This is a genomic window from Streptomyces xanthophaeus, from assembly GCF_030440515.1.
In the GTDB taxonomy this organism is placed as follows: Bacteria; Actinomycetota; Actinomycetes; order Streptomycetales; family Streptomycetaceae; genus Streptomyces; species Streptomyces kutzneri.
On sequence record NZ_CP076543.1, the window covers coordinates 3,582,064 to 3,605,710 of the forward strand.

20 protein-coding genes are annotated in these 23,647 nt (G+C 72.4%); 9 read left to right on the top strand and 11 right to left on the bottom strand.

The window, feature by feature from the left end; translation table 11 throughout:
• Positions 1-32 precede the first annotated feature (32 nt).
• Both KO717_RS15560 and KO717_RS15565 read right to left on the bottom strand, forming a co-directional pair.
• A complete protein-coding gene (locus KO717_RS15560) occupies positions 33-1,829 on the bottom strand; it encodes a serine/threonine-protein kinase (RefSeq protein WP_301368033.1) in 1,797 nt (598 codons plus the stop codon).
• 206 nt (positions 1,830-2,035) lie between these two features.
• A complete protein-coding gene (locus KO717_RS15565) occupies positions 2,036-2,899 on the bottom strand; it encodes a menaquinone biosynthetic enzyme MqnA/MqnD family protein (RefSeq protein ID WP_301368034.1) in 864 nt (287 codons plus the stop codon).
• Between the two features lie 237 nt (positions 2,900-3,136).
• Here KO717_RS15565 and KO717_RS15570 point away from each other — a divergent pair, with 237 nt between their 5' ends.
• Positions 3,137-3,340, top strand: a complete 204-nt coding sequence (locus KO717_RS15570; RefSeq protein ID WP_030012116.1) for a cold-shock protein — start codon at positions 3,137-3,139, stop codon at positions 3,338-3,340.
• Between the two features lie 181 nt (positions 3,341-3,521).
• Here the strand turns inward: KO717_RS15570 and KO717_RS15575 are convergent, their stop codons facing one another.
• A complete protein-coding gene (locus KO717_RS15575; RefSeq protein ID WP_301368035.1) occupies positions 3,522-5,231 on the bottom strand; it encodes a lytic transglycosylase domain-containing protein in 1,710 nt (569 codons plus the stop codon).
• Between the two features lie 396 nt (positions 5,232-5,627).
• Between KO717_RS15575 and KO717_RS15580 the strand changes: the two genes are divergently transcribed.
• Complete coding sequence (locus tag KO717_RS15580) at positions 5,628-6,224, top strand: dihydrofolate reductase family protein (RefSeq protein ID WP_301368036.1); 597 nt, start codon at positions 5,628-5,630, stop codon at positions 6,222-6,224.
• 189 nt (positions 6,225-6,413) lie between these two features.
• Here the strand turns inward: KO717_RS15580 and KO717_RS15585 are convergent, their stop codons facing one another.
• Positions 6,414-6,911 (bottom strand): hypothetical protein, encoded by a 498-nt coding sequence (locus KO717_RS15585; RefSeq protein WP_301368037.1) that lies wholly within the window; start codon positions 6,909-6,911, stop codon positions 6,414-6,416.
• Between the two features lie 1,263 nt (positions 6,912-8,174).
• Entirely contained in the window at positions 8,175-9,905 is a 1,731-nt protein-coding gene (locus tag KO717_RS15590) for an AMP-dependent synthetase/ligase (protein ID WP_301368038.1), read from the bottom strand.
• Positions 9,906-10,054: 149 nt separating this feature from the next.
• On the opposite strand from KO717_RS15590, the gene KO717_RS15595 reads away from it, so the two are divergent.
• Positions 10,055-11,113, top strand: coding sequence for an AraC family transcriptional regulator (locus KO717_RS15595; protein ID WP_301368039.1), 1,059 nt, complete (start codon positions 10,055-10,057; stop codon positions 11,111-11,113).
• An 88-nt stretch (positions 11,114-11,201) separates the two neighbouring features.
• Complete coding sequence (locus KO717_RS15600) at positions 11,202-12,377, top strand: lipase family protein (RefSeq protein WP_301368040.1); 1,176 nt, start codon at positions 11,202-11,204, stop codon at positions 12,375-12,377.
• A 45-nt stretch (positions 12,378-12,422) separates the two neighbouring features.
• Here KO717_RS15600 and KO717_RS15605 read toward each other — a convergent pair whose 3' ends face one another.
• The 3 genes from KO717_RS15605 to KO717_RS15615 form a co-directional block, all read right to left on the bottom strand.
• Positions 12,423-14,039 (bottom strand): alpha/beta hydrolase, encoded by a 1,617-nt coding sequence (locus KO717_RS15605; protein WP_301368041.1) that lies wholly within the window; start codon positions 14,037-14,039, stop codon positions 12,423-12,425.
• Positions 14,040-14,139: 100 nt separating this feature from the next.
• A complete protein-coding gene (locus KO717_RS15610) occupies positions 14,140-16,011 on the bottom strand; it encodes an AMP-dependent synthetase/ligase (RefSeq protein ID WP_301374544.1) in 1,872 nt (623 codons plus the stop codon).
• 97 nt (positions 16,012-16,108) lie between these two features.
• The gene (locus KO717_RS15615) at positions 16,109-16,996 is read right to left on the bottom strand and encodes an NAD(P)H-binding protein (RefSeq protein ID WP_301368042.1); all 888 of its coding nucleotides are present in this window, start codon (positions 16,994-16,996) and stop codon (positions 16,109-16,111) included.
• A gap of 302 nt (positions 16,997-17,298) precedes the next feature.
• Here KO717_RS15615 and KO717_RS15620 point away from each other — a divergent pair, with 302 nt between their 5' ends.
• Positions 17,299-18,117, top strand: coding sequence for a DUF4190 domain-containing protein (locus KO717_RS15620; protein ID WP_301368043.1), 819 nt, complete (start codon positions 17,299-17,301; stop codon positions 18,115-18,117).
• A gap of 60 nt (positions 18,118-18,177) precedes the next feature.
• Here the strand turns inward: KO717_RS15620 and KO717_RS15625 are convergent, their stop codons facing one another.
• Genes KO717_RS15625 through KO717_RS15635 form a run of 3 tightly spaced genes read right to left on the bottom strand, consistent with a single transcriptional unit; the run spans position 18,178 to position 20,734 of the window.
• Complete coding sequence (locus KO717_RS15625; RefSeq protein WP_301368044.1) at positions 18,178-19,077, bottom strand: hypothetical protein; 900 nt, start codon at positions 19,075-19,077, stop codon at positions 18,178-18,180.
• Positions 19,074-20,027 (bottom strand): hypothetical protein, encoded by a 954-nt coding sequence (locus KO717_RS15630; protein WP_301368045.1) that lies wholly within the window; start codon positions 20,025-20,027, stop codon positions 19,074-19,076. The genes KO717_RS15625 and KO717_RS15630 overlap by 4 nt, the downstream gene beginning before the upstream one ends.
• A complete protein-coding gene (locus KO717_RS15635) occupies positions 20,024-20,734 on the bottom strand; it encodes an ABC transporter ATP-binding protein (protein ID WP_301368046.1) in 711 nt (236 codons plus the stop codon). Before KO717_RS15635 ends, KO717_RS15630 begins: the two co-directional genes overlap by 4 nt.
• A gap of 408 nt (positions 20,735-21,142) precedes the next feature.
• Between KO717_RS15635 and KO717_RS15640 the strand changes: the two genes are divergently transcribed.
• From KO717_RS15640 to KO717_RS15655, 4 genes are read left to right on the top strand one after another with little or no spacing between them, the layout of a single operon-like run.
• A complete protein-coding gene (locus KO717_RS15640) occupies positions 21,143-21,586 on the top strand; it encodes a hypothetical protein (protein ID WP_301368047.1) in 444 nt (147 codons plus the stop codon).
• Complete coding sequence (locus KO717_RS15645) at positions 21,583-22,986, top strand: hypothetical protein (RefSeq protein ID WP_301368048.1); 1,404 nt, start codon at positions 21,583-21,585, stop codon at positions 22,984-22,986. Before KO717_RS15640 ends, KO717_RS15645 begins: the two co-directional genes overlap by 4 nt.
• Positions 22,983-23,303, top strand: coding sequence for a hypothetical protein (locus KO717_RS15650; protein WP_301368049.1), 321 nt, complete (start codon positions 22,983-22,985; stop codon positions 23,301-23,303). Before KO717_RS15645 ends, KO717_RS15650 begins: the two co-directional genes overlap by 4 nt.
• A gap of 7 nt (positions 23,304-23,310) precedes the next feature.
• Complete coding sequence (locus KO717_RS15655; RefSeq protein WP_301368050.1) at positions 23,311-23,625, top strand: hypothetical protein; 315 nt, start codon at positions 23,311-23,313, stop codon at positions 23,623-23,625.
• The last annotated feature ends 22 nt before the right edge of the window (positions 23,626-23,647 follow it).

Consider the following 23,647-nt stretch of genomic DNA (forward strand, 5'->3'; position numbering starts at 1 on the left):
ATCCAGCCTACGCCAGGGTGCGGCGACGCCGTTCAGGGGCTGCGCCTGAGATCGCCTTCGGGGTTTCCGGCCGGGGTGTCGCCCGACTTGTAGTGGAGTGTCCCGTCCGCATTGAGCGTGAAGCGCTCGTCGGCGGAGCCGTTGGAGCAGATGCCGGGCGCCGGGTTGGAATTGCCCGCGGTGTCCAGGACCAGCGAGCGGTCGGTGGCCGAGGAGAGCTTCCAGTCGCCGCTGCAGTCGGTGCCCAGGCCGGCCAGGACCGACTTGTCCCGGGCGACGACCTCGCCGACCTTGCCGCCCTTGATGGTGATCTCGAACTCCGAAGGGAGGCCGAGGCGTGCGGTGGTGACGGTGCCCTTCCAGGTGCCGACGAGCTCCTTGGGGACGTCCTGGCGGGTCCCCTTGGGCGCGGCGGCGCTCCCGCCCGGCGTCGGGGTGCCGTCGGGGGTCGCACCCGGGGCGACGCTCGACGCGGCCGGAGCCGGGCCGGAGGGCCGGGTGTCGCCGGCCAGGTCCCGCTGCCCGCCGCCCTGGCCCGGCAGTACGTCCAGCCAGTACAGCCCACCGGACAGCACCGCCAGCACGGCAGCCGCGGCCAGGACCACGGTGCAGCTGAACCGGCGCCCGGCCGCCCTGACGGTCACCTGCCGCCCCGGATCCTCCGCGCCGGCCCCCTGCCCGGGCAGCCCCCCGCCGCCGGTGCCCGGGGCGGGGGTCGCGTACGGACCGGAGCCACCGGGTGAGTCCGTGGTCGCGGTCGGCGAGCCGGTGCCCGGCCCTCCGTACGCGGGGCCGGGGGGCGGCCCGAAGCTCCCCGCCCCGGCCGGGCCTCCGTACGAGGCGGCCGTGAACGGCACCGGCCCCGACGGGCCGTCCGCGTACGGCGAGTACGGCGCCCCGAAGCCCCGGCCCGCCGATGCGTCGGCCCCGCCCCCGGAGGTGTCCGCGTCCAGGTCCAGCAGGGCCACGGCGGCCCGGCTGGCCTCCTCGACCAGCGGCCCGGGCAGCCAGCCGGGGGCGCCCAGCGCCCCGCCGAGGGCCGCCGCGACAGCCTCGGGGGCCGGCCGCTCCGCGGCCGTCTTGGCCAGGCAGGCCGCGATCAGGTCGCGCAGTTCCCCGGCCGGGAGCGCGCCCAGCTCGGGCGGCTCGTGGACCACCTTGTAGAGGAGGGTGGCCGAGTTGTCCCCGGTGAACGGCGGCCGCCCGGTCGCCGCGAAGGCCATGACCGCGCCGAGCGAGAACACGTCGGCCGCCCCGGTGATCCCCTTGCCGAGGATCTGCTCGGGCGACATGTAACCGGGCGAGCCGACGGAGACCCCGGTGGAGGTCAGCGAGGCGGTGCCGTCCGTGGCCCGCGCGATCCCGAAGTCGATCAGCCGCGGCCCGTCGAGGGTGAGCATCACGTTCGACGGCTTCACGTCCCGGTGCACGAGGCCCAGGCCGTGCACGGCCACCAGGGCGCGGGCCAGCCCCGCGCCGATGGCCCGTACCGAGGCCTCGGGGAGCGGGCCGTGCCCGGCCAGCGCGCGGTCCAGGGAGGGCCCGGCCACGTACCCGGTGGCCACCCACGGCACCGGGGCCTCGGGGTCCGCGTCCAGCACCGGCGCGGTCCACTCGCCGCCCACCCGGCGGGCCGCCTCCACCTCGCGGCGGAACCGGGCCCGGAACTCCTCGTCGGAGGCGAAGTGCGGGTGCACGATCTTGACGGCGACGGTCCGGCCGCCCGCGCTGCGCCCCAGGTAGACCCGGCCCATGCCACCCGCGCCGAGCCGGCCGAGCAGCCGGTAGGCGCCGATGGTCCGCGGCTCGCCGGCTTCGAGCGGCTGCATCGCGTCCCCCAATTCCCCGTGATCCCGGGCGCCTTGTGCCGCCCGGCCGACCAGCAGCCTAGGGGGTGTCCGGGCGGGGCGGGGGAAGGGGCGCAGTCACCCTTTTGTATTTCCGCCCCAGGGCGGGAAATGCAAAAAGGGCGGGAATTCCCGGTAAACCTCACATGCGCCCGTCCGCCCTTCGGACTACCGCCGGGCAAACCCGGTCAGCACTCCTGGACCACCGTGCTCAGCAGCTCCACGGAGACATCCGCGGGATACCCGGTCGTCGATCCCGTACGGCGTGCGAATTCACGTACGCCGGCCAGCTGCTCGGGACCGAAGCGGAAGTCGAGTGTCGTGAAGTACCGCTCCAGCAGCTCCGCGTCGAAGGCCTCCCAGCGGGCCGCCTGCTCGGCGACCTTGGTGACCTCTTCCAGGGAGACGTCCCGGGAGGAGAGGAAGGCCTCGTGGACCTCCCGCACGACGGCGGGCTCCCGGGCGAGGTAGTCCTTGCGGGCGGCCCAGACGGCGAAGACGAACGGCAGTCCGGTCCACTCCTTCCACATGTGCCCGAGGTCGTGCACGGTCAGCCCGAGCCGGGGCGCGTCGTGCAGGGAGGCCCGCAGCGCGGCGTCCCCGATCAGTACGGCCGCGTCCGCCTCCTGCATCATCACGCTCAGGTCGGGCGGGCAGGTGTAGTAGTCGGGCCGTACGCCGTACTGCTCGGAAAGCAGCAGCTGGGCGAGGCGTACGGACGTACGGGAGGTGGAGCCGAGTGCGACGCGGGCTCCGTCGAGCTGCTCCAGGGGGACCTGCGAGACGATCACGCAGGACATCACCGGACCGTCGCAGCCGACGGCGATGTCGGGGAAGGCGACGAGCTGGTCGGCGTTTCGGAGGAACTCCACGAGGGTGATCGGGGCGATGTCCAGGTCCCCCTGGACGAGGCGCTCACTGAGCTTCTCGGGGGAGTCCTTGGTCAGCTCCAGGTCCAGCAGAGTGCCGGTTCTGGCCAGCCCCCAGTAGAGGGGCAGGCAGTTCAGGAACTGAATGTGGCCGACGCGGGGCCGGCTGCGATAGACGTCCACATCGCGAGACTAGCCCCCGGGTCTGCGTCAGCCTTGCGGCGGGTCTCAAACGTCCGGGTGACGTGATCTTTCCCTCTGGTCTCGGCCGCAGGGTGCGTGCTAGGCTCGACGCAAGTTGCAGTTTGGTTTCCCTTGCAGTACGAGGCCTGCGGAGAATGTGACCCGCAGGCTTTTGTAGTTTTCAGACTTCTTAGCAGGTTCTGGAGCAGGGCGACCCTTTGGCCCATAGGAGGGCTCATGGCTACCGGAACCGTGAAGTGGTTCAACGCTGAAAAGGGCTTCGGCTTCATCGCCCAGGACGGCGGCGGCCCGGATGTCTTCGTCCACTACTCCGCGATCAACGCCTCTGGCTTCCGCTCCCTCGAGGAGAACCAGACGGTGAACTTCGACGTCACGCAGGGTCCGAAGGGCCCGCAGGCGGAGAACGTCACCCCGGCCTAGTCGCCTGGGCCAACCTAAATCGCGGGTTGGAAAAGCAGTACCCAAGGAGCCCTGTCCCCTCTGCGCGAGCAGACCCGGCAGGGCTCCTGCCTTTCCCCCCTCCCCCTGGGCGGGGCGGGGGGAGCGACGCAGTGGCCCCCGGCACCGTGGAAACGGTGCCGGGGGCCACTGGCGTACGGCCTCAGGGGCGGGCCGGCTCCTTCGCGGGAGCCGGGGCCGGGGTAGTGGTCGTGGCCGGAGCCGTGATCTTGAGCTCCAGGACCAGGGTCACCTTCTCCTTGGTCGTCAGGCGCACGAAGTAGGTGCCCGGGGCCACGTCCGTGGTGAACAGCTCCGGCAGGACGATCTTGCCGTCGGCGCCCGTCCTGGCCAGCAGCCGGCCGAGGACCGGCTTGCCGGCCTCGTCCTTGAAGAACGGGCCCTTCGCGGTCTCCGGGTCCGCCGGGACCCACTTGCCGTCCGCGTCCTTCACGACCAGGTCGGCCACGGTCTCCGTACCCGCGACGGCCTTCCCGGCGGCGGTGGCGAAGACCTCCACGCCGGTGAAGCTCTTGCCGGCGACCGCCTCCAGCGGCTTCGCGTCACCCGCACGGGCCAGCCGGTCCGCGACCGTCACCGTGACCTTGCCCTCGAATTTCACGGTGAACCGGCCCTGCGGGTCGTAGGCCGCGGCCCGCAGCGTGAAGGTGCCCGCCTTGGGACCCGCCTTCAGTCCGGGCGCGGCGGCGATGCCGTCGGCGCCCGCCTTGACCACCAGGGAGTCCGCCGTCCCGAAGAGGGTGCCGCCGGTGGTGTCCTCCTCGACCGCGAAGACGACCTCCTGGTTGACGGCGGGCTTGCCGTCGCTGAGGAGCACCTTGACCTTCGGGACCTCCGCGAAGGCCGCACCGGCCTCGGCCGAGAGGCCGGGACCGCCGAGGACCGCCAGCTCCGCCAGGCGCGGCGTGGCCGGCTTCGGCTGCTCCGGCGTGGGGGTCGGAGTGGGGGTCGGGGTAGGGGTCGGCTTGGGCGTGGGGGTCGGCGTCGGGGTCGGGGTCGGCGTGGGCGTCACCGGAGTCGACGGCGTGACCGGCACGCGCGGGGTGGGCAGGGTGCCCGGCGGCTGCGTGGGGTAGTCCCCGACGGGCGGGTTCGGCACCTCGCCGACGCCACCGGCCTGGTACTGGCGCATGTAGCCGAGCACGGTGTTCACGTACTCGCGGGAGTTGTTGTAGCTGAGGATCGCCTGGTCGAGCTTGGCCGCGTTCGACAGGTCGCGGTCGCCGGCGCACAGGTAGAGACCCGCGCCCAGGGCCGCGTCGTAGATGTTGTTCGGATCGCGCTTGGAGTCGCCGTTGCCGTCGGCGCCCCAGGTACGCCAGGTGGACGGGATGAACTGCATCGGGCCGACGGCACGGTCGTACACCGCGTCCGCGTCCCACTCGCCCTTGTCCGTGTCGCGGATCTCCGCGAAGCCGTTGCCGTCGAGGCGGGGGCCGCGGATGGGCTTCTCGGTGTAGCCGTCCGCCTTGAGCCCGTAGCCCGAGGCGTGGACGGACTCCACCCGGCCGATGCCCGCGAGCAGCTGCCAGGGCAGCTTGCAGCCCGGGAGCGCGGCGCCCACCGACAACTCGGCACGGTGATAGGCGTCGAGGGCGGTCGCGGGTATCCCGCTGGCCGCCTCCGGCGCGCCCACCCCGGTGGGCGGCGGGTCGGCGACGATGTCGGGCAGATCCAGCCGGGCGTCACCGCGGTCGGCGGCCTGCGGACTGTCCGGAGTGGGCTCGGACTCTCCCGCGTCGGCGGTCCCCGGACTGGTCACGACCGCGGCGGTGGTCAGGCTGGCCGCGAGCGCGGCCGTGCACAGGACCTTGCGCGAGGTGTTGACGAGGTGGCGGTGAAGCGGCTTCACAGTGCGGCGATCCCCCCAAGGAGCCGTCAATTGCATGCGGCTGGTCGAGCCGTGAATATCCACTGTCTATCAGGTATTCGCCGCCGACTCGCCGTCCCTCCGGGAGATGTGACGCACCATTCGTCTCGGCTTCACCCGGGTCTCATGGCCGATTGGACAGACGCCCGAACACGTCGCCCGAATCACCCCCATGACAGCCCATTTCTACCATCTCCCGTCGGCCGGGCCGGAGACCGAAGATGACCACGGAACCCGCCATGGCCCAATACGGTGCCCCAGGGGCCGCCGATGATGTGACTCAGGTCACCTGACCGAGTCGGTCGGGTGCGATGAGTTCCGGGGAGCGCGGCGGTCTCCTTTGCGTACACACCGGACCGAGGCGGAGGAACGACCCCCATGCGCATCGTCATCACCGAATTCATCAGCCTGGACGGCGTCGTGCAGGCCCCGGGCGGTCAGGGCGAGGACGACGACGACGGCTTCGCCCACGGCGGCTGGTCGCACCCGTTCTTCGACCCGGAGGTGGTGGGCGGCTCCTTCACCGAGGCGATGGAGAACGCCGAGGCCCTGCTGTTCGGGCGCCGTACGTGGCAGACGATGGCCGCCGCGTGGCCCGGGCGGGCGGGCGACCCGTTCGCCGACCGGATGAACTCCATCCCCAAGTACGTGGTGTCCCAGACCCTGGGCGAGGCGGATCTGTCGTGGAACAACACCACGCGCATCGCCGGCGACAAGGCCGTCGCCCGGATCCGGGAGCTGCACGGGGCCGAGGGCGGCGACCTGGTGGTCATGGGCAGCCCCACCCTCGTACGCACCCTGCTGGGCGAGGGCCTGTTCGACGAACTCCGGTTGATGGTCATGCCGGTGCTGCTCGGCGGCGGCAAGTCGGTCTTCCCTGCCGACGGCGTGCTGCGCACGCTCGAACTGGTCTCCACGGCGATCAGCCCGGCCGGTGTGCACGTGTGCACCTACCGCCCGGCCGCCGAGAGCTAGCGGCCGGACGGGGCGCGCGCCGGAGCGCGGGGCGGCGGCCGTCAGTGCCAGACGACGCCCCGCCACCGGACCGGCCAGGTCCGGGAGGAGCCCACGCTCCCGGCCACGCGGCCGGTCGCGTCGATCGCGATCGGTTCGGTCGTATCGACGACCGCCCCCTCCCCCGGCGAAGGGACGCAGAAACGGCGGTCAGAAGATCAGCATGCCGATCTCGACCAGGACTCCGGCGACGGCGGCCGGCACGATGGCGATGACCAGACCGGCCAGGGCCGCGAAGACGTAGCCCTCGCCGTCCGCCACCCTGCCCTGGCGCGCGCAGGCGAACAGCCAGGCCGCCAGGACCAGGAACGGCAGGAGCAGCAGGCCGATGACGGTGCCGAAGCGGAACACCGCGCCGCCCGACAGTTCGTACGCCCGCCCCCGAGCCGTCCTGACCTCCACCTGGGTGCCGGGCCGGTAGTCGTCGGCGGCCGTGTCCAGGACGATGTCGCGGGGCGGCCCGTCCGACCGCCGGGGGGTGTACCGGCCGGCGCAGTCGGTACCCGTCGCATAGCCCTCGGCGTCGCTCGCCTCGTAGCACTCCTGGATGGATACGACCCCGTCGACGGGCCCGAACCCGAGCACGGCGGCCATCTGCGGCCCGGGCAGCAGCCACGTCAGCCACCCGGCGAAAGCCAGGGTCACCACCACCCCGACCCCGGCAGCCGCCCGCCCCAACACCCGCCCACCACCACGCACACGCCCCGCCCCCTCGGCCCCTAGGTCCCTCGGGTGGCGAATACCCACGGGGACGGGAGGCGACGCGGGGGGCGGGCGGGGTCGGGAGGTGCGGCGGGGGCTTCGGTAGGCGGGAGCCACTCGATCGGAATCAGAGAGGCGTATGGGGGTTTCCCGTCAGTCTCATCGTCTCTCCGGTTCGGGCCGGTCCCTCAAGGGCGCTCCTTCGTCGCGTCGCTCCGCGATGGCCTCCGGCCACCCTTGACCGACCGTCCCGCCCCGGACATACGAAGACAGCCGGGAAACCCCCAAAGGAACGAGCCGGGTGTTCAAGGATGAGGACGGGCACATCAGAGACCTCGGGTGGGTCGGGCGTGAAGAGCCACGTCCGAGAGACGGGGCCCATAGGAGCGACCTGCCGCGTCGGGGGAAGCGCACCCCATCGCTACGCGCTCCCGACGTCTCAGCGCCCGACGACCGTCCGGGGCTGGACATAAGCCGCCCCAGATCGCTACACGCCTCCCCCTGACCGCGACCGACGGCCACCAGGGGCTGAGACCTCGGCCATTCCGTCGTAGAACCGGGTCAACGGTCGCATCACCCCCAAACTCACGGACAGATAGGGGCAATTAGGGCAATCTGTCGGCCTTTCTGGCCGCCCACCCGCACTGACCCGCACCCACGACGACATAGCCGCAGTCCCACCCCTCCTCACCCCAGCCGGCCGGCAGACGCCCCCCATGAGGGGCACCTGCGAGGAATGGGCGGCCTATGTCCAGCCCAGGACGGTCTGGCGACGCTAAGAAATGAGGAGCGCGTAGCGATCGGGCGCGCCTCCCCCGACACGGCCCTGGTCTGCCATGGGCCCCGTCTCTCGGAGGTGGCCCTTTGCGCCCGACCGGGTCGCGCTTCTCTGGCCGCCCCGGTGGTCTCTTGTCGCCCGGCCCGTTCCTTTGGGGGCTTCCCGGCAGTCTTTCGTTTCTCCGGGGCGGGACGGTCGGTCAAGGGTGGAGCGCAGCGACATCGCGAAGCGACGCGACGACGAAGGAGGAGCGCCCTTGAGGGACCGGCCCGACACGGAGGGACGATGGGACTGACGGGAAACCCCCATACGCCACTCTGATGCCGACCGAGCAGATCCCGACTACCCCACCCCCGCCCCACCCTCCCGACCCCGCCCGGCCAACTCCCGCCCACCCCGACCCCGACCCCCACCCCGACCCCGCCCCCGCCTCATTCCCCGTACAGCCCCGCGATCTCCCGCGCGTAGCGTTCCGCCACCACGCCCCGGCGGAGTTTCAGGGACGGCGTCAGGGTGCCCGCCTGGGGGGTGAAGTCCTCCGGGAGGATGTGGAAGGCGCGGATACGGGACGGGCGGGAGACCGTGGTGTTGGCCTCCGTGACCGCCGCCTCGACGAGGGCGCGGACCGCCGGATGCGTGGTGGGGGTGGGGCCCAGGTCGAGGGTCTCGCGTGCCGCCCAGGCCGTGATCTCCTCCGCGTCCAGGGTGATCAGGGCGACCGCGTACGGACGGCGGTCTCCGATCAGGACCGCGCGGGAGACGTAACGGGAGCGCTGGACGGCGAATTCGACCTCCGTCGGGGTGATGTTCTTCCCGGCCGAGGTGATGATCAGCTCCTTCTTGCGGCCGGTGATGCGAAGGTAGCCGTCCTCGTCCAGTTCGCCCAGGTCGCCGGTGTGGAGCCAGCCCTCGGGGTCCAGCGCCTCGGCGGTCGCGGCCTCGTTCGCGTGGTAGCCCGGGAACACCATCGCCCCGCGCGCCAGCACCTCGCCGTCCTCCGCGATCCGCACCTCGCAGCCCGCGATCGGGCGGCCCACCGTCCCGTGGCGCACCGCCGCCGGATGGTTGACGGAGATGACGCCGCCCGACTCCGTCATCCCGTACCCCTCGTACACGGAGATCCCGCAGGCCCGCAGGAAGTCCAGCGTCGCCGGGGCGATCGGGGCGCCGCCGGTGAGGGCCCACCGGAGCCGGCCGCCGAGGGCCGCGCGGACCGGGGAGTACAGCGACTTCTCGGCCGCCTCGTGCTGCGCCCGGAGTTCCTCCGGCAGCCGTCCGTCCGCCGCCAGCACGCCCACCCGTACCGCCGTCTCGAAGCGTTCCCGGCCGCCCTCCTGCGACTCCGCGAGCGAGAGCACCACGGAGTGCAGCTTCTCGAACAGCCTCGGTACGGACGGCAGATGGGTCGGGGCGACCTCGGCCAGCTCCGCGAGCACGTTCTCGATCCGCCCGCCGAAGTAGCACAGCTCTCCGCCCTCGGTGAGGGTCGTGTACTGGATCAGCTGGGCCAGCATGTGCGCGAGCGGGAGGTACAGGTACGTCGAGTCGCCCGGGCCGCCCTTGATCAGCGGGAGGGTGGCGTCCTGGATCGCGCCCAGGTTCCCGTGGGTGAGGCGACAGCCCTTCGGCGGGCCGGTCGTGCCCGAGGTGTAGACGATCGACGCGTCCGCTCCGGGGGTCACGGCCGCGGCCCGGGCCAGCAGTTCGGCCTCCGCCGCCGCGCCGGGCAGGGCCGGCAGTTCGTCCATCAGCACCACCGCCCGCAGCGCGGGCAGTTTCGGCCGCAGCTCCTCGACGCGGGCCGCCTGCCGCCCGTCGTCGCAGACCACGACCACCGCCTCCGAGTCCGCCAGGACCCAGGCGAGCTCCTCCTCCCCCGCCGTCGGGTACACCGGTACGAGGACCGCGCCCGCCGCCAGCAGCCCGAGGTGCGTGTACGTCCACCGGGGCCGTGTCTCCGCGAGTACGGCGACCCGTTCTCCGGCGGCCACGCCCAGGCCGAGGAGGGCGCAGCCCACGGCCCGTACCTCCGTGCCGAGTTCCGCGTACGTGCGGGTGTGCCATCCGCCTTCCGGTGACCGGAACCGCAGGGCCGGTTCCGGCCCGTACCGCTCCTCGGTCCACTGGGTGAACACCGCCAGCGTGCTCGGCCGACCGTCCATCGCATGCCCTCCCGCGGGTTGGTGACCTCCGACCCCTCCGACGCTAGGCAGCCGGACCGCCGCCGCGGCATGACCGGAAGCGTCACCCCCGCTGACCCGAGCGCTCATCCGGGGTCCATCCGGAGCCCATCCGGGCTACCGTCGGATCCATGGCGAGGCGGACGGTCACCGTGCACCACGTACGTGCCCTGCTCGCGGGGGCCCGCCGCAACGGCGTCGACACCGTGCCTCTGCTGCAGGAGGCGCAGATCCCGCCGCTGCTGCTGGGCGACGACCGGGCGCGGGTCACGCCCGCCCAGTTCGCCCGGCTCTTCCGGGCGCTGTACCGGACCACGCAGGACGAGTTCCTCGCCCTGAGCCAGGTCCCGAGCCGCCCCGGCACCTTCGCGATGATGTGTCACGCCTCGCTCGGCTGCCACGATCTGGGCGCGGCCATGGAGCGCGCCGCCGCCTTCTACGGGCTTTTTCCCGGCGGGCCGGAGCTGGCGCTCGAAGTCGTGGGCGCGGAGGCCAGGTTCACCGTCCGCAACGACTTCGCGCGGGACGAGGACCGGTTCCTCACCGAGTGCGTGCTCGCGATCTGGCACCGGCTGAGCAGCTGGCTGGTGGGGCGGCGGATCCCGCTCGCGCACGCCGCCTTCCGCTATCCCCCGCCGGCGCACAGGGAGGAGTACGAGCTGCTCTTCGACTGTCCGGTGCACTTCGGGCAGGACCGTACGGGTGCGGCCTTCGACGCGCGCTGGCTGACCGCTCCGCTCGTGCGGGACGAGGGCGCGCTCGACGCGATGCTCCGCCGGGCCCCCTTCGACCTGCTGTCGCGTCCGGAGTACGGGACCACGGTCGCGGAGCAGGTACGCCGCACCCTGACGCAGCGGCTGCGCATGTCACCGCGGCTGCCCGCGCTCGGTGAGGTGGCGGCGGGCCTCGCGGTGTCCCCGGCGACGCTGCGGCGCCGGCTCCGGCAGGAGGGGACGTCCTTCCAGCAGCTGAAGGACCACGTGCGGCGGGACGCGGCGATCGCGGGCCTGGCGGAGAGCGGTGAGCCGATCGCGGAGCTCGCGGCGCGGCTGGGGTTCTCGGAGGACACGGCTTTCCACCGCGCCTTCCGCCGCTGGACGGGTACGACGCCGGGGGCCTACCGGATCGCGTCGGGACCGCGTCCGGCGCCCGTGGCGACGGGGCGTGTGAGGCCGGGTCAGGAAAGCTGAGCTGCACGGTCAGCGACCTCCCTACCGGTCGGTCACTACCTTCGCCTCACCTACCCCGCACGGAACGATCCCCCTGGGAGAGCCGCCCATGCGTTTCCGAAGCACCCCTCTCGCCACCGTGTCCGCCCTGGCCGCACTCGCCGCCTCAGCGGCGGTCCCCACGGCCACCGCGAGCGCCACGGCTGGCGCCACCGCCGCGGCCGCAGCCGCCCCGGGCGATGTGGTCAGCAGCGCCCCCTCCGCCTTCCGCCCGCTGCCCGGCCAGCCCACCGGCACCAAGGCCTGGAAGATCCACTACCGCTCGACGACGGCCGACGGGGCCCCGAACATCGTCTCGGGCACCGTCATCGTCCCGCAGGACGGCCGCACCGGCCCGCGCCCGCTGATCACGTACGCCGTGGGCACGGTCGGGATGGGCGACTCGTGCGCGCCGAGCGACAACTTCCCCCACGGCACCGCCATGGAGGCCAACCTCATCCAGCAGCTCACCCTGCGCGGCTGGGCCGTGGTGGTCACCGACTACGAGGGGCTCGGCACCCCGGGCGTCCACACCTACACCGTCGGGCCTTCCGCCGGGCACGCCGTCCTCGACGCGGCGCGCGCCGCCCAGCGGCTGCCCGGGGCGGGGCTGTCGGCCACCGGCCCGGTCGGCATCATGGGCTACTCCCAGGGCGGCCAAGCCAGCAGCTGGGCCGCCGAGCTGCAGGGCTCGTACGCCCCTGAGCTCCAGGTCAAGGGGACGGCGACCGGCGGTGTCCCCGGGGACCTGCTGAAGGTGGCCGAGTTCAACGACGGCTCCTACGGGTCCGGGCTCATCTTCATGGCGGCCGCCGGGCAGGACGCGGCCTTCCCGGAGCTGGACCTGGACTCCTACCTCAACCCGGCGGGCAAGGCCCTGGTCGCCGGGATGAAGGAGAACTGCGTGGCGATCGACTCGATCGCCGGCTCCTTCAAGCGGATCTCCGACCTCACCACGCGCGACCCGCTGGCCCGGCCGGACTGGCAGGCGGCGCTGAACCGCAGCCGGCTCGGGGGGACGGCCCCGGCCGCGCCGGTGTACCAGTACCACGCGCTCGCCGACGAGTTGATCCCGTACGGGGTGGGGCGCCGGCTGCGCTCCGACTGGTGCGCGCGGGGCGCGAACGTCGAGTTCGACACCGTGTGGGTCGGTGAGCACGTCAGCGGCGTGATCACGCACTCCCTGGCGGCCGGGAACTGGCTGGCGGACCGCTTCGCGGGGCGTCCGACGCACGCCAACTGCTGAACGGACGGGCCGGGTTGCCGCCGGGTCGGGGCCGTCCCTGCCGGTTCACTCTCCGGCGGGGCAGGACCGGGTCCCGGACGGCAGCCGCCCGTAGAGGAGGAAGTCGTCGACGTACTGCGCCACGCAGCGCGAGCTCCCGTAGCCGGTGTGCCCGTCGCCCTTGTGGTCCACGATCACCGCCGAGCCCAGCCTCTCGGCCGTCTCCTCCGTCCACTCGTAGGGCGTCGCCGGGTCGCCGCGGGTGCCGACGAGCAGCATCGGCGGTGCCCCGGGGTGGTCGATCTTCCGGATGAAGTCGGTACCGGGGGGCCGTCCGTAGCAGGTGAGCACGGACAGCAGCTGCGCCACCCCGAACACCTTCGAGACCTGGAGGAATTCCTCCGCCAGTTCGTTGATCTCCTTCTCCAGCTCGGCCGGGGTGGCCTTGTCGATCGACCGGTCCGGATCGTCGGCGCAGGTCACGGCGGCGAGGGCGGCGGCGAGGTTGTCGGCGGGCACCGGATCGGATCCGTCGGCCTGCGCCGGGGCGCTCGGGTCCGGCGGGTCGCTCGGCTCAGGCGGGTCGCTCGGCTCCGGCGACTCCGTCAGGCCGACCAGGGCCAGCAGCCCGGCCGGATCGTGATTGCGCTCGGCCTGCGCCAGCGCCTTGGCGAGCGCGGGCCACGTGCTCCGTGAGTACAGGGCCTGCCCGATCGCGAAGGTGGCGATCAGGCCGCTCACCGGTATGCCGTCGTGGCCGACCAGCGGTTCCGTGTCGAGCCGCTCCACCAGGGCGGCCACCTTCTCCCTGGCGGTACGGGTGTTCGTCCCGTAGACGCAGTCGGTCTGGTGGGCGCACCAGGTCAGGAAGTTGTCCAGGGCCTGCTGCTGGCCGCGGGCCGATACGAGCGCCTGCTCGGTCAGCGATTCGGTGAGGGTGTCGACGCCGTCGAGGACCATGCGGCCGGTGGCACGCGGGAACAGGGCCGCGTACACGGCGCCGAGCCGGCTCCCGTAGGAGAAGCCGAGGAAGTTGAGCTTGTCGTCGCCGAGGACGCGGCGCATCACGTCCATGTCGCGGGCGACGTCGACGGTTCCCATGTGCGCGAGGACCGGGCCGGAGTTGACCTCGCAGCGCTTGACCTCGTCCCGCAGGGTGGCCAGCGCCGCGGCCATGTCGGCGTTCGGGTCTTCTGCGGCCTGCTGGGCGCCGCCGCAGGAGACCGGGTCGCTGTGGCCCACGCCGCGCGGGTCGAAGCCGATCAGGTCGTAGCGTTCGCCGAGGTCGGCGAAGAGCTTGGGATCGGCGGCGAGGCCGGCCACGCCGGAGGCGCCGGGGCCGCCGAAGTTGATCAGGAGCGAGCCGATGCGCCGGTCCGGTTCGGTGGCCGGGATCCGGCCCAGGGCCACTTTGACCGTGCCCTTGCCCGGGGCCGCGTAGTCGAGCGGGACCTCCACGACGGCGCACCGCATCTCGGCGGGGACGGGCTTCTCGGGGCAGTCGCCCCAGCGGACGTGCTGGGCGTGGAACCGCGCCAGGGGGTCGTCGCCCCCGGTGGGTGCCGGGGTCGGCGTGGGCGCGGAGGTGGGCGCGGTCGCCGGGGCCACCCCCAGCGAGGCCAGGAGCATCGCTCCGGCGGCCACGCCCGCGGCTATGGCCCTACGGACTCGGGAACGGTGCACTGCGCCCTCCTCGGGCGGCCCCCCGGACCCATCTGCCCACCATAGACCGGCTCCCCGGTCCCCGCCGCCCGGCGCCGGCCGGGGCGCCGGCGGACGCCGCTCAGGCCTCCCGAGGCCCCCGGTACAGCTCCTGGATCCGGTCCGCGTAGTCCCGGGCGATCGCGCCCCGCCTGAGCTTCAGCGACGGGGTCAGGTGGCCGCGCGCCTCGGTGAAGTCGCCGGGCAGGACGGCGAAGCGCCGGATCGACTCGGCCCGTGAGACCAGCTGGTTCGCGTCGTCCACCGCCCGCTGGAGGTCCGCCCGCAGTTCCTCGTCCCGCACCAGCTCGCGCATCGGCACGTTCTGCTTCTTGTGCATCTGGCGCCAGTGCTGCAGCCCGTCGGGTTCCAGGGTGATCAGCGCGGTGATGTAGGGCCGGTTGTCGCCGATCACCATGCACTGGCCGACCAGCGGATGGGCCCGCAGCCAGTCCTCCAGCGGTGCCGGGGCCACGTTCTTGCCGCCGGAGGTGATGATCAGGTCCTTCTTGCGGCCGGTGATGGTGAGGTACCCGTCGGCGTCGAGCTCGCCGATGTCGCCGGTGGCCAGCCAGCTCCCGTACGGGGCCGCGTGCGCGGCGTTCCAGTAGCCGGCGAAGACGTGGCGGCCGCCCAGCAGCACCTCCCCGTCGTCCGCGATGCGTACGGCCGTGCCCGGCAGCGGCCAGCCGACCGTGCCGAGGCGGGGCCGCAGCGGCGGGGTCACGGTGCTCGCGCCGGTGGTCTCCGTCAGCCCGTAGCCCTCGAAGACCTCGATGCCGGCGCCGGTGTAGAAGGCGGCGAGCCGCCGGCCCAGCGGTGATCCGCCGCTCAGGACGTAGCGGACGCGGCCGCCGAGCGCGGCCCGGATGCGCCGGTAGACGAGCGGGTCGTAGAGGGACCGGGCGAGGCGCAGCACGGGCCCGGGGGTCCTGGCCTCGGCGGTTTCGGCGAAGCGCTGCGCGATGCGGGCGGCCCGGTCGAAGGAGGAGGCCCGGCCCATCTTCTCGGCGGTGGCCCGGGCGGTGTTGTAGACCTTCTCCAGTACGTAGGGGATGGCCAGGAGGAAGGTGGGCCGGAAGCCGGCGAGGTCGGCGAGGAGGTCCTCGGTACGGATGCTGGGGGCGTGCCCGAGCTTGACGCGGGCCCGCATGCAGCCGACGGCGACCATCCGCCCGAAGACGTGGCTGAGCGGCAGGAACAGCAGGGTGGAGGCGGGGTCCTTGCTGACGGACCTGAAGACGGGGTGCAGCAGCTCCACCGCGTTGTCCACCTGGGCGAAGAAGTTGGCGTGGGTGATCACGCATCCCTTGGGCTGCCCGGTGGTGCCGGAGGTGTAGATGAGGGTGGCGACGGAGTCCGGGGTGCGGGCGGCCCGCCGGTTGTGGACCACGGCGTCCGGGATGCGTTCCCCGGCCTTGACCAGCCGGGCCACGGCGCCGGTGTCGAATTCCCACAGGTGGGTCAGCCAGGGCAGGTTGCCGCGTTCGGCGCTGATGAGCCGGGCCTGCGCGGTGTCCTCGACGGCGCAGGCCACGGCCCCGGAGTCCTGGATGATCCAGCGCGCCTGGAGGGCGGAGGAGGTCGGGTAGATCGGTACGGTGACCAGGCCTGCGGCCCAGCCGGCGAAGTCGAGCAGGGTCCACTCGTAGGTCGTACGGGCCATGATGGCGAGCCGGTCGCCCTCCCGGAGCCCTTCGGCGATCAGGCCCTTGGCCACGGCGAGCACCTCGGCCGCGAACTGTGCGGCCGTGACGTCGTGCCAGACGCCGTCCTGGTCCTTGCGGGCGAGCACCGCCTCGCCGGGGGCCTCCCAGGCGTTGACGAAGGGGAGGTCCCCGAGGGATCCGCGGTCCGGAGGGCCCGCCAGCGCGGGCACCCGTACCTCGCGGACCACTCCGTCGATCACGGTCTTGACGGGTTCGACCGGTTCTACGGCCCGGACCGGCCTCAGCTCGGCTCCCACGGCGCACTCCTTGGCTCGGCACGAGTGTTACCGCCGGTAATTTACGTAGCGGTAACCCACTCCGACCAGCCCTTGGAGCCGTTCTTCACGGACGCTCCACGCGACCGCCACCGCCATTGCCACCGCCCCACACACCGGACACGGCGGTGGCCCGCACGTAGTCGGCGAAGTCTCGGGGCTCGCGGCCGAGCACCCGCTGCACACCGTCGGCGAGGGTGGCGAAGCGGCCCTCGGCGATCCAGCCGTAGAGCAGGTTCAGCAGGCCGACGAACTCCTCCGGCACGCCCTGCCCCTTGGCGTAGGCGGCGAACTCGTCCGCCGGGAGCGGACGGTAGGTGATCACCCGGCCGGTGGCCCGGGCGATCTCGCCGACCACGGAGTCCAGGCTCAGCAGCCGCGGGCCGGACAGCTCGTAGGCCTGCCCGCCGTGCCCCTCCCGGGTGAGGGCGGCCACGGCGACCTCGGCGATGTCCTCGGCGTCGATGAACGGCTCGACGCCGCTCCCGGTCGACATCACGAGCTCGCCGGCCTGGATCTGCCCCCCGATGAACGGGTCCTCGCTGAAGTTCTGGAAGAACCAGGAGGGCTTGATGATGGTCCACTGCGCTCCGGACTCGCGGACCGCTCGCTCGCAGGGGAGCTTCTCCTCGCCCTCCGGCACCACCCAGTCGCGGGCGGACAGCAGCACCAGCCGCTCGACACCGGAGGCCACGGCCAGCTTGGCGAAGGAGCGCATCGACTCGGCGGCGTCGGGGAGCTGCGAGTCGACCAGGTAGGCCGCGCCGGCCCCCTCCAGCGTCCGCTCCCAGGTGTTCTCGTCGGTCCAGTCGAAGGCGACCGGCCCCTTCCGGGAGGCGCCCCGGACCTCGTGACCGCGCTGCCGCAGCTGCGCGGCCACCCGGCTTCCCGTCTTGCCGGTGCTGCCCAGGACCAGGATCGGCTTGTTCGTCGTGTCGTTCTTCGTCGTCGTCATGTGACCAGTCAATCCGGCGGCGCCCGGACGGAGAATGGTCGTCCCGCTCAGATACATGTCCGAGCGTCCAGGGGAGATCGGCCGGGACGACCCCGGCCGGCACCGCGCGACGGCCGCCGCCCGACGGGCCGGTCAGGAGGGCGGGATGACGGGATGACGGCAGGGGCGGGCGCCCCCGGGGCTGTCGGCGGCGGGAGGTAGCGTAGGGGCGGCGTAAAGACCACGGGCAGGCATGCGTCGGTGCGTTGCGACTGCCGGACCGTTTGATGCGTCTCACCCTCTGAGCAAGGAGCTCCACACGCATGTCCATACCACCGCAGCCTCCGACGTCCCCCGGCCCGTACGGACAGCCCGGACCGTACGGACAGCCGGGGCAGCCCGGTCCCATGCCGCACGGCGCCGGACCGCAGGGCTGGTACCCGCCGCAGCCGCAGAAGACCAACACGCTGGCCATCGTCGCGCTCGTCATGGCGATCGTCTGCGGGCTCCCGCTGATCCCGATCATCCTCGGCATCGTCGCCCTCTCCCAGATCAAGTCCCGCGGTGAGAAGGGCAAGGGCCTCGCCATCGCGGCGATCGTCGTCAACAGCCTGGGCCTCGTGCTGATCGGCGTCATCGTGGCCCTCGGCCTCTCCGGAGCGCTCGAGGACGTCGCCAAGGAGAAGCGCGACACCGGCGGCCAGGTCACCGGCCCGGTCTCCGGCGGCCCGTCCGCGACCGGCCCGGCCTCCAGCGGCCTGACCGAGATCCGCAAGGGCGACTGCTTCAACACGAAGGACGATCTGGCCCAGTACGGCGACGAGGACGGCACCCAGGCCGCCCGCTCGGTGAGCATCGTGCCCTGCAACCAGCCGCACAAGGGCGAGGCGTACGCGGTCTTCAACCTGGACGCCGGAACGTACCCGGGCACGGAGAAGGTCACCAAGAGCGCCGAGGAGAAGTGCAGCGGCAACGCGCTCACCTCGTACGTGGGCAACAACCCCAAGGTCTCGGAGAAGCTGGAGATCTACTACTACTACCCGCAGGCCGCCAGCTGGCTCCTCGGCGACCGTGAGGTCACCTGCTTCGTGGGCGACCCCAGCGGCCCGACCACCGGCTCGGTCCGCGCCTCCGGCTCCTGACCGTCACGGCGCCGCCGGCCGTGTCGCGGATCCTCGCGACCCGGTCGGAGCTGCCGGAAGTCAGTCGATGGGGCGGAGCACGCGCTCCGAGCGGAGCAGGAGCTGGGCGAGGAAGGCGGCGGCCGCGGCGAAGCCGGCCACCAGGGCCGCGGCGACCGCGGGCGAGGGTTCCGGTGCCGCCTGGACCCAGAAGTAGAGGCGGTACTGGGTCTCACCCGGCAGGGACATCAGACTGGCGATCCACGCGTGGGGGACGAACGGGCCGACCGGGAGGATCAGCAGCGGGGCGGTCACGAGCCACGGGCCGATGCCCAGCGCCAGGGCTCCGATGGAGTTGCGGAGCAGCGCCGCGGCACACCACCCGAGGGAGAGGTACAGCGTCTGCGTCAGCAGGGCGCCGCCCGTGGCGGTGAGTGCCTCGGCCCAGCCTGCCGATCCGGCGTCGGCCACGCCGAGGGCGGGCGTGCCGGTGTCGAAGGCGGTCGGCGGCCGGGTCGGGGTCGGCCGGAGGGCCGCCATCCCCCGCATGACGATCCACAGGGTCACGCCGTTCACCAGCTCCACCGCGGCGAGGAACACGACGGCCGCGCAGAGCCTGCGCGCGTAGAGGACGTGGCTCCGGTTCTCGTACAGCCGCAGCACCCCCCATGTTCCGCTCTCGATGAGCTGGGCCCCGCCGATCGTCACGATCACCGTGGCGAGGAGGAGCCCGCCGAGGGTGGACGACTGCCAGGCCGCGGCGCGCAGCGCGGACGCGGGCTCCACGAGGGCCCCGACCGTGGGGTGCTGGGCGCCGAACGCCGCACCGCCCCACCATTTCAGGGCGCCTGCGGCTGCGGTGGCCGCGATCAGCAGGACGGCGGTCAGGTACACCGGAGGCACCAGGAGGACCCGGAACTCGCCCTTCCAGACGATTCCCTTGCGATACCGCGGGCGCCGTCCCGCGACGGTCGCGCTCACACCAGGTCCCGTGTCCGGGAGCGGTGGTGCAGGAAGGCGCACAGCAGGACGATGCCCGCGAGCGTCGGCACGGCCCGGAGCAGGGCGGGGGCCGTCGACGGGTCGGTGGACGTCCACAGGTGATCCCACACGCTGTCGACTCCGCCGAATCCGACCAGGTCGGAGAGGGCTCCACCGGGCAGCCACGCACCCACTCCGGGGATCTGGGAGGTCTGCAGCACGAGCAGCAGGAGCACGATGCCCACGAGAGCGGTACGCAGCGGCAGGCGGATGAGTGCCCCGAGTGCCACGGCGGTGGCCACCGCGCCCGCCAGGACCGCGGCGCCCGCGAGCAGGACGGTGGCCGTCTCGGCCAGGACCCGGCCGGGCGGTCCGGGGGACGGCAGCGGGAACGCGGAGCGGGTGTGGAGCACGCCGACGGTCGCCGTCACGGCGGACGAGGCGGCCACCAGGGTGAGCATCCACATCCAGACCGCGACCGCTTTGGCGGTCAGCAGGCGGCCGAGCCGCGCCTCGTGGAGGAGGCGGGCGACGATGCTGCCCCGGCTCCATTCACCCGCGACGAAGAACGCCGCCACCAGGACGACCAGCACCAGTCCCGGGATGGATGTCGCGAGCTTCGTGGTCCAGGCCAGCGCGGCCACGGGGTGTTGTGCGTGGGCCGCGCGGCGGCCGTTCGCGGTGAAGGACGCCTCGTACCGCCGCAGGGTCTTGAGTTCGTAGGGGACGGTCTTGAGGCAGGCGGCCTTCTGCGCGGGGGTGTTCAGGGTGGTCTCGCACCCCTGGGCGACGTCCTCGATGTTGTGGCGGACGTTCGCGAGGCTTTCCGACGCGGCACTCTGGCTGCCGAGAGCGCAGTAGAGGGATCCGAGTGCGAAGAGGACGGCGAGGGTCATCGCCAGGGGGTGGCGGCACAGCCGGCGGTACTCCCCGAGGATCAAGGGCCTCATCGGGCACCTCCGCCGCGGTGACCGACCAGTCCGAAGAACCAGTCCTCGAAGGCGTCGGGTCCGCCGGCGGGGTCGTAGCCGAGCTGCTCCAGGGTTCCGGCGGCAGCCACTTGACCGTCGGCCACCATGATGACGCGGTGGCAGATGCGCTGGATCTCGTCCAGCTGGTGGCTGGAGACGAGAACGGTGGCACCTCGGGCCGATTCCTCGGCGATGACGCGGCGGACCATCCGCAGGCCCTCCGGGTCGAGGCCGTTGGTGGGTTCGTCGAGGATGAGGAGGTCCGGCTTCTTCAGCAGGGCCGAGGCGAGAGCGAGCCGCTGCCTCATTCCCTGGGAGTAGGTCCCGACCCGCTTGTCGGCGGCATGGGTGAGACCCACGCGTTCGAGCACGGCTCGGGTCCGGCTGCCGTCGGGGCGTCCCGTGCTTTCGAGCAGCATGCGCAGGACCGCACGGCCCGTGAGCCAGCGGGGGAAGGACGGCGCGTCGAGGGCGGCGCCGATCCGGGCGAGCTGCGCGGGTCGCATCGGCAGCGGCTCGCCGAACAGGCGGATGTCGCCGGAGGTGGGCAGCGCGAGCCCGGTGATCAGACGCATGAGCGTGGTCTTGCCGGCGCCGTTGAGGCCCAGGAGGCCGACGATCTCGCCGGCCTCCAGGCTCAGGCTGACGCCGTCCAGCACGGAGTGCTTTCGGAATCTCTTGGTCACATCGCGACAGGAAAGGACGGTCATCGTGCGCGCTTCACCTGCTGTAGCCGTACGCCGCATGCGCGGCGGGCGCCGAAGAAGAACCCCGCCCCAACGGCGACGGGACCGGGTACCCGGTCGGCGGCACGCCATGCTGCTACGAAGATCATCAAAAGGTCAAGAATCAAGATCGTCACGCCGGAGGGGACACCCCTCCCGCACCGCCACCGCGCTTCCGACCCGGGCCGGTCGGTCGCCGGGGGCGGCTACAGGCCCACCCCGCAGGTCCGTTGCGGAACCGGACGGCGGGCTACCGCGTCTCCGGTCCATATCGGCGCCGCGAGGTTCCGTGGGCGGAAATCCCCGTATTAGCATGGACATGACCAGCTGATTCTGGCCATGTCCAGTTATCAACTATCCAGGGGATACATGTCGTTCGACGCGGAATGGGCCCAGCACAAGGCCGCCGTCCTCGCACAGCAGTCACCCGTCATGCGTCTCAACCACGCGCCGGCGGACGGCAGCGTGCCCGGGAGCCCCGCCGGGAGCCTGGTGGCCGGGGCCGCCTCCATCAACGGCAACGCCAACCTGCTGATCGAGATCGCCGCCCTCCTCCACGAGGGCCGGCCCGACGGCGACGCCGGCACGATGGCCCGCGCTCCCCGCGCCCACGCCGACGTCTCGGCGCAGGTCCTGCGCTTCGCCCAGTTCGCCGACGACCAGTTCAAGGACACGATCGGCCTGTTCGCCGCCCTGGCCACCCGCCTGAAGACGGCCGGCACCGACTTCGCCCAGGTGGACGACGGCACCGCCCGATCCTTCCTCGCGGGCCTCCTCGAATCGGGCCGGTACGTGAAGCCGGAGGACAAGTGAGCGGGCTCAGCCATCGCAAGGACGTCCAGTTCCTGGAGGAGTGCAACCCGGCGCTGGTCGAGCGCAACGCCGCCGAGTTCAAGCGCCTGCGCGATCTGCTCGTGCAGGCCGAGGAGCCCGCCCGGCGCGCCGAGACCGGTACGCAGTGGCACAGCGAGAACAGCCACGCCTACACCTCGCGCCTGTCCGAGGCACGGCAGCTCGTGCAGCACATCGCCGAGGGGTACGACAAGGCCGCCAGCGCCTTGCACGCGTACGCGGCGGCCCTGACGACCGCCAAGTCCCACTATGCGAACGGCAAGGGCGCCGAGCGCAAGCTCGCCGCCCTGATCGCCACGAAGGGCACCGCGGTCACCCGCACGGCCCAGGAGGCGGAGCCGATGTGCCAGTGGGAGGACATGCGGGCGACGACCGGCTTCCTCGACGGCCTCGCCGAGCTCACGATGGACGTCGACGACATCCGCGACGAGGCCAACCGCCTCCACGACGACGCGGGCGGCAACTTCCAGCTGGCGAAGACCACCGAGCAGGAGGCGCGCAGCTCTTGCGTCCACGCGCTGAAGCAGGCGTACGAGCTGCTGCCCGAGTTCAGGCTGAAGGGCGGTGCGGGCGGGGTCGACCTCTACGCGGCCATGGCCGACATCCGCCGCGAGGCGGCGGAGGCTCGCGCCAACCCCCTGACCCGTCTGCCGGGCAGTGGCCCGAAGAAGGACATGACCGGCCCGGTCGGGCCGGACACCCCGGTCTCCCCGCAGCTGCGCGACATCCGGATGCAGGTCGCCGGTCTGCCGGGCGATGCCGCCGACAACTACTGGATCCCCCTGGTCACCGACGGCCAGCACGCGGACTGGATCTCCCAGAACAAGGAGGTCCTGCGGGCGGCGGCCAAGAACGCGGGCCTGCCGGAGGAGCTGGTCGCGGGCGTGGCCTGGCAGGAGATCGGCGGCTACCAGCCCGGACTGCTGGACGACGTGACCGGCACGATCCGCGAACAGGCCGCCGCCCCCTGGGGCCTGAGCCCGGTCACCCCCGAGAACCTGCCGTGGCGGCTCGGCGGGAAGCTGGACGAGACCTCGTACGGGCCGATCGCCATCCAGCTCCGGCGCGGCGCCGAAGTGCTCGGCTACGACCCGGCGAACCTCACCGACCACCAGCGGACCCTGGTGGAGGAGGCGCTCCAGGACCCCAAGCAGAATGCCTTCATAGCGGCCGGCTTCCTGGCCCAGATCAAGGCGGAGAGCGGTCTCGCCGACGTCCCGGCCGATCAGATGACGGAGGCCCAGATGCGGGAGATCGCCGCCCGCTACAACGGAGGTCCCTACTGGGATCTCCCCAAGGCCCAGGGCTACGGTGACCGGTTCGTCGGGAACCTCGCCCAAGCGAAGGACGCAATGCGATGACGTACCCCCGCGAGAGCATCGACCTGCCCCAGGACCAGGGCTGCCTGCGGTGGGTACTGGGAGTTCCGCTCGGGATCATCCACCTGCTGAACGCCGCCGCCGTGTTCGGGGCCCTGTTCGCCGGGCCCCGGGCCGAATGGGACGACCAGGGCTACGAGAACGTCGGCGCGCTGTGCCTGGTCTCCGTGTCCCTGAGCGTGCTGGGCCTGCTCATCACCGTGATACCGAGCGTGCGCCGGGCCATGGGCCCGTGGTGGCTCGCCCCGCCCCTCCTCCTCGGGCTGACCGCGTTCATCCGCGGCACGACCCTCGGCTGAGGCGCGGATGAGGCTCCCGCGCGAGAACATCGACCTGCCCGAGGACCGCGGCTGCCTGCAGTGGGTCCTCGGGATACCGCTCGCCCTCTCCTACGTCCCCGCGGTGTTCACCTGCTACGTCGCCCTGTCGATCGGGCCGGATCCCCACGACGACCTGCTGCGCGAGGACGTCCGCTTCCTGACCGGCTGCTGCCTGGTGCTGTGCCTCGTCGGACTGCTGATCACCATCACCCCGCTGTTCCGGCGGACCATGGGCCGGTGGTGGTTCGCCCTGCCGTTCCTGCTGGCGACGGTCGCCTACGTCCGCGGGCAGACGGTCTGACCGGAGGAAGGCCGCAGGTCCG

Bases quoted from the DNA above. Each gene is read 5' to 3' on its own strand.
- KO717_RS15650 (WP_301368049.1), top strand. From the start codon at position 22,983: ATGACGTACCCCCGCGAGAGCATCGACCTGCCCCAGGACCAGGGCTGC.
- KO717_RS15655 (WP_301368050.1), top strand. From the start codon at position 23,311: ATGAGGCTCCCGCGCGAGAACATCGACCTGCCCGAGGACCGCGGCTGC.
- KO717_RS15630 (WP_301368045.1), bottom strand. From the start codon at position 20,027: ATGAGGCCCTTGATCCTCGGGGAGTACCGCCGGCTGTGCCGCCACCCC.
- KO717_RS15600 (WP_301368040.1), top strand. From the start codon at position 11,202: ATGCGTTTCCGAAGCACCCCTCTCGCCACCGTGTCCGCCCTGGCCGCA.
- KO717_RS15560 (WP_301368033.1), bottom strand. From the start codon at position 1,829: ATGCAGCCGCTCGAAGCCGGCGAGCCGCGGACCATCGGCGCCTACCGG.
- KO717_RS15640 (WP_301368047.1), top strand. From the start codon at position 21,143: ATGTCGTTCGACGCGGAATGGGCCCAGCACAAGGCCGCCGTCCTCGCA.
- KO717_RS15595 (WP_301368039.1), top strand. From the start codon at position 10,055: ATGGCGAGGCGGACGGTCACCGTGCACCACGTACGTGCCCTGCTCGCG.
- KO717_RS15570 (WP_030012116.1), top strand. From the start codon at position 3,137: ATGGCTACCGGAACCGTGAAGTGGTTCAACGCTGAAAAGGGCTTCGGC.
- KO717_RS15615 (WP_301368042.1), bottom strand. From the start codon at position 16,996: ATGACGACGACGAAGAACGACACGACGAACAAGCCGATCCTGGTCCTG.
- KO717_RS15590 (WP_301368038.1), bottom strand. From the start codon at position 9,905: ATGGACGGTCGGCCGAGCACGCTGGCGGTGTTCACCCAGTGGACCGAG.
- KO717_RS15580 (WP_301368036.1), top strand. From the start codon at position 5,628: ATGCGCATCGTCATCACCGAATTCATCAGCCTGGACGGCGTCGTGCAG.
- KO717_RS15620 (WP_301368043.1), top strand. From the start codon at position 17,299: ATGTCCATACCACCGCAGCCTCCGACGTCCCCCGGCCCGTACGGACAG.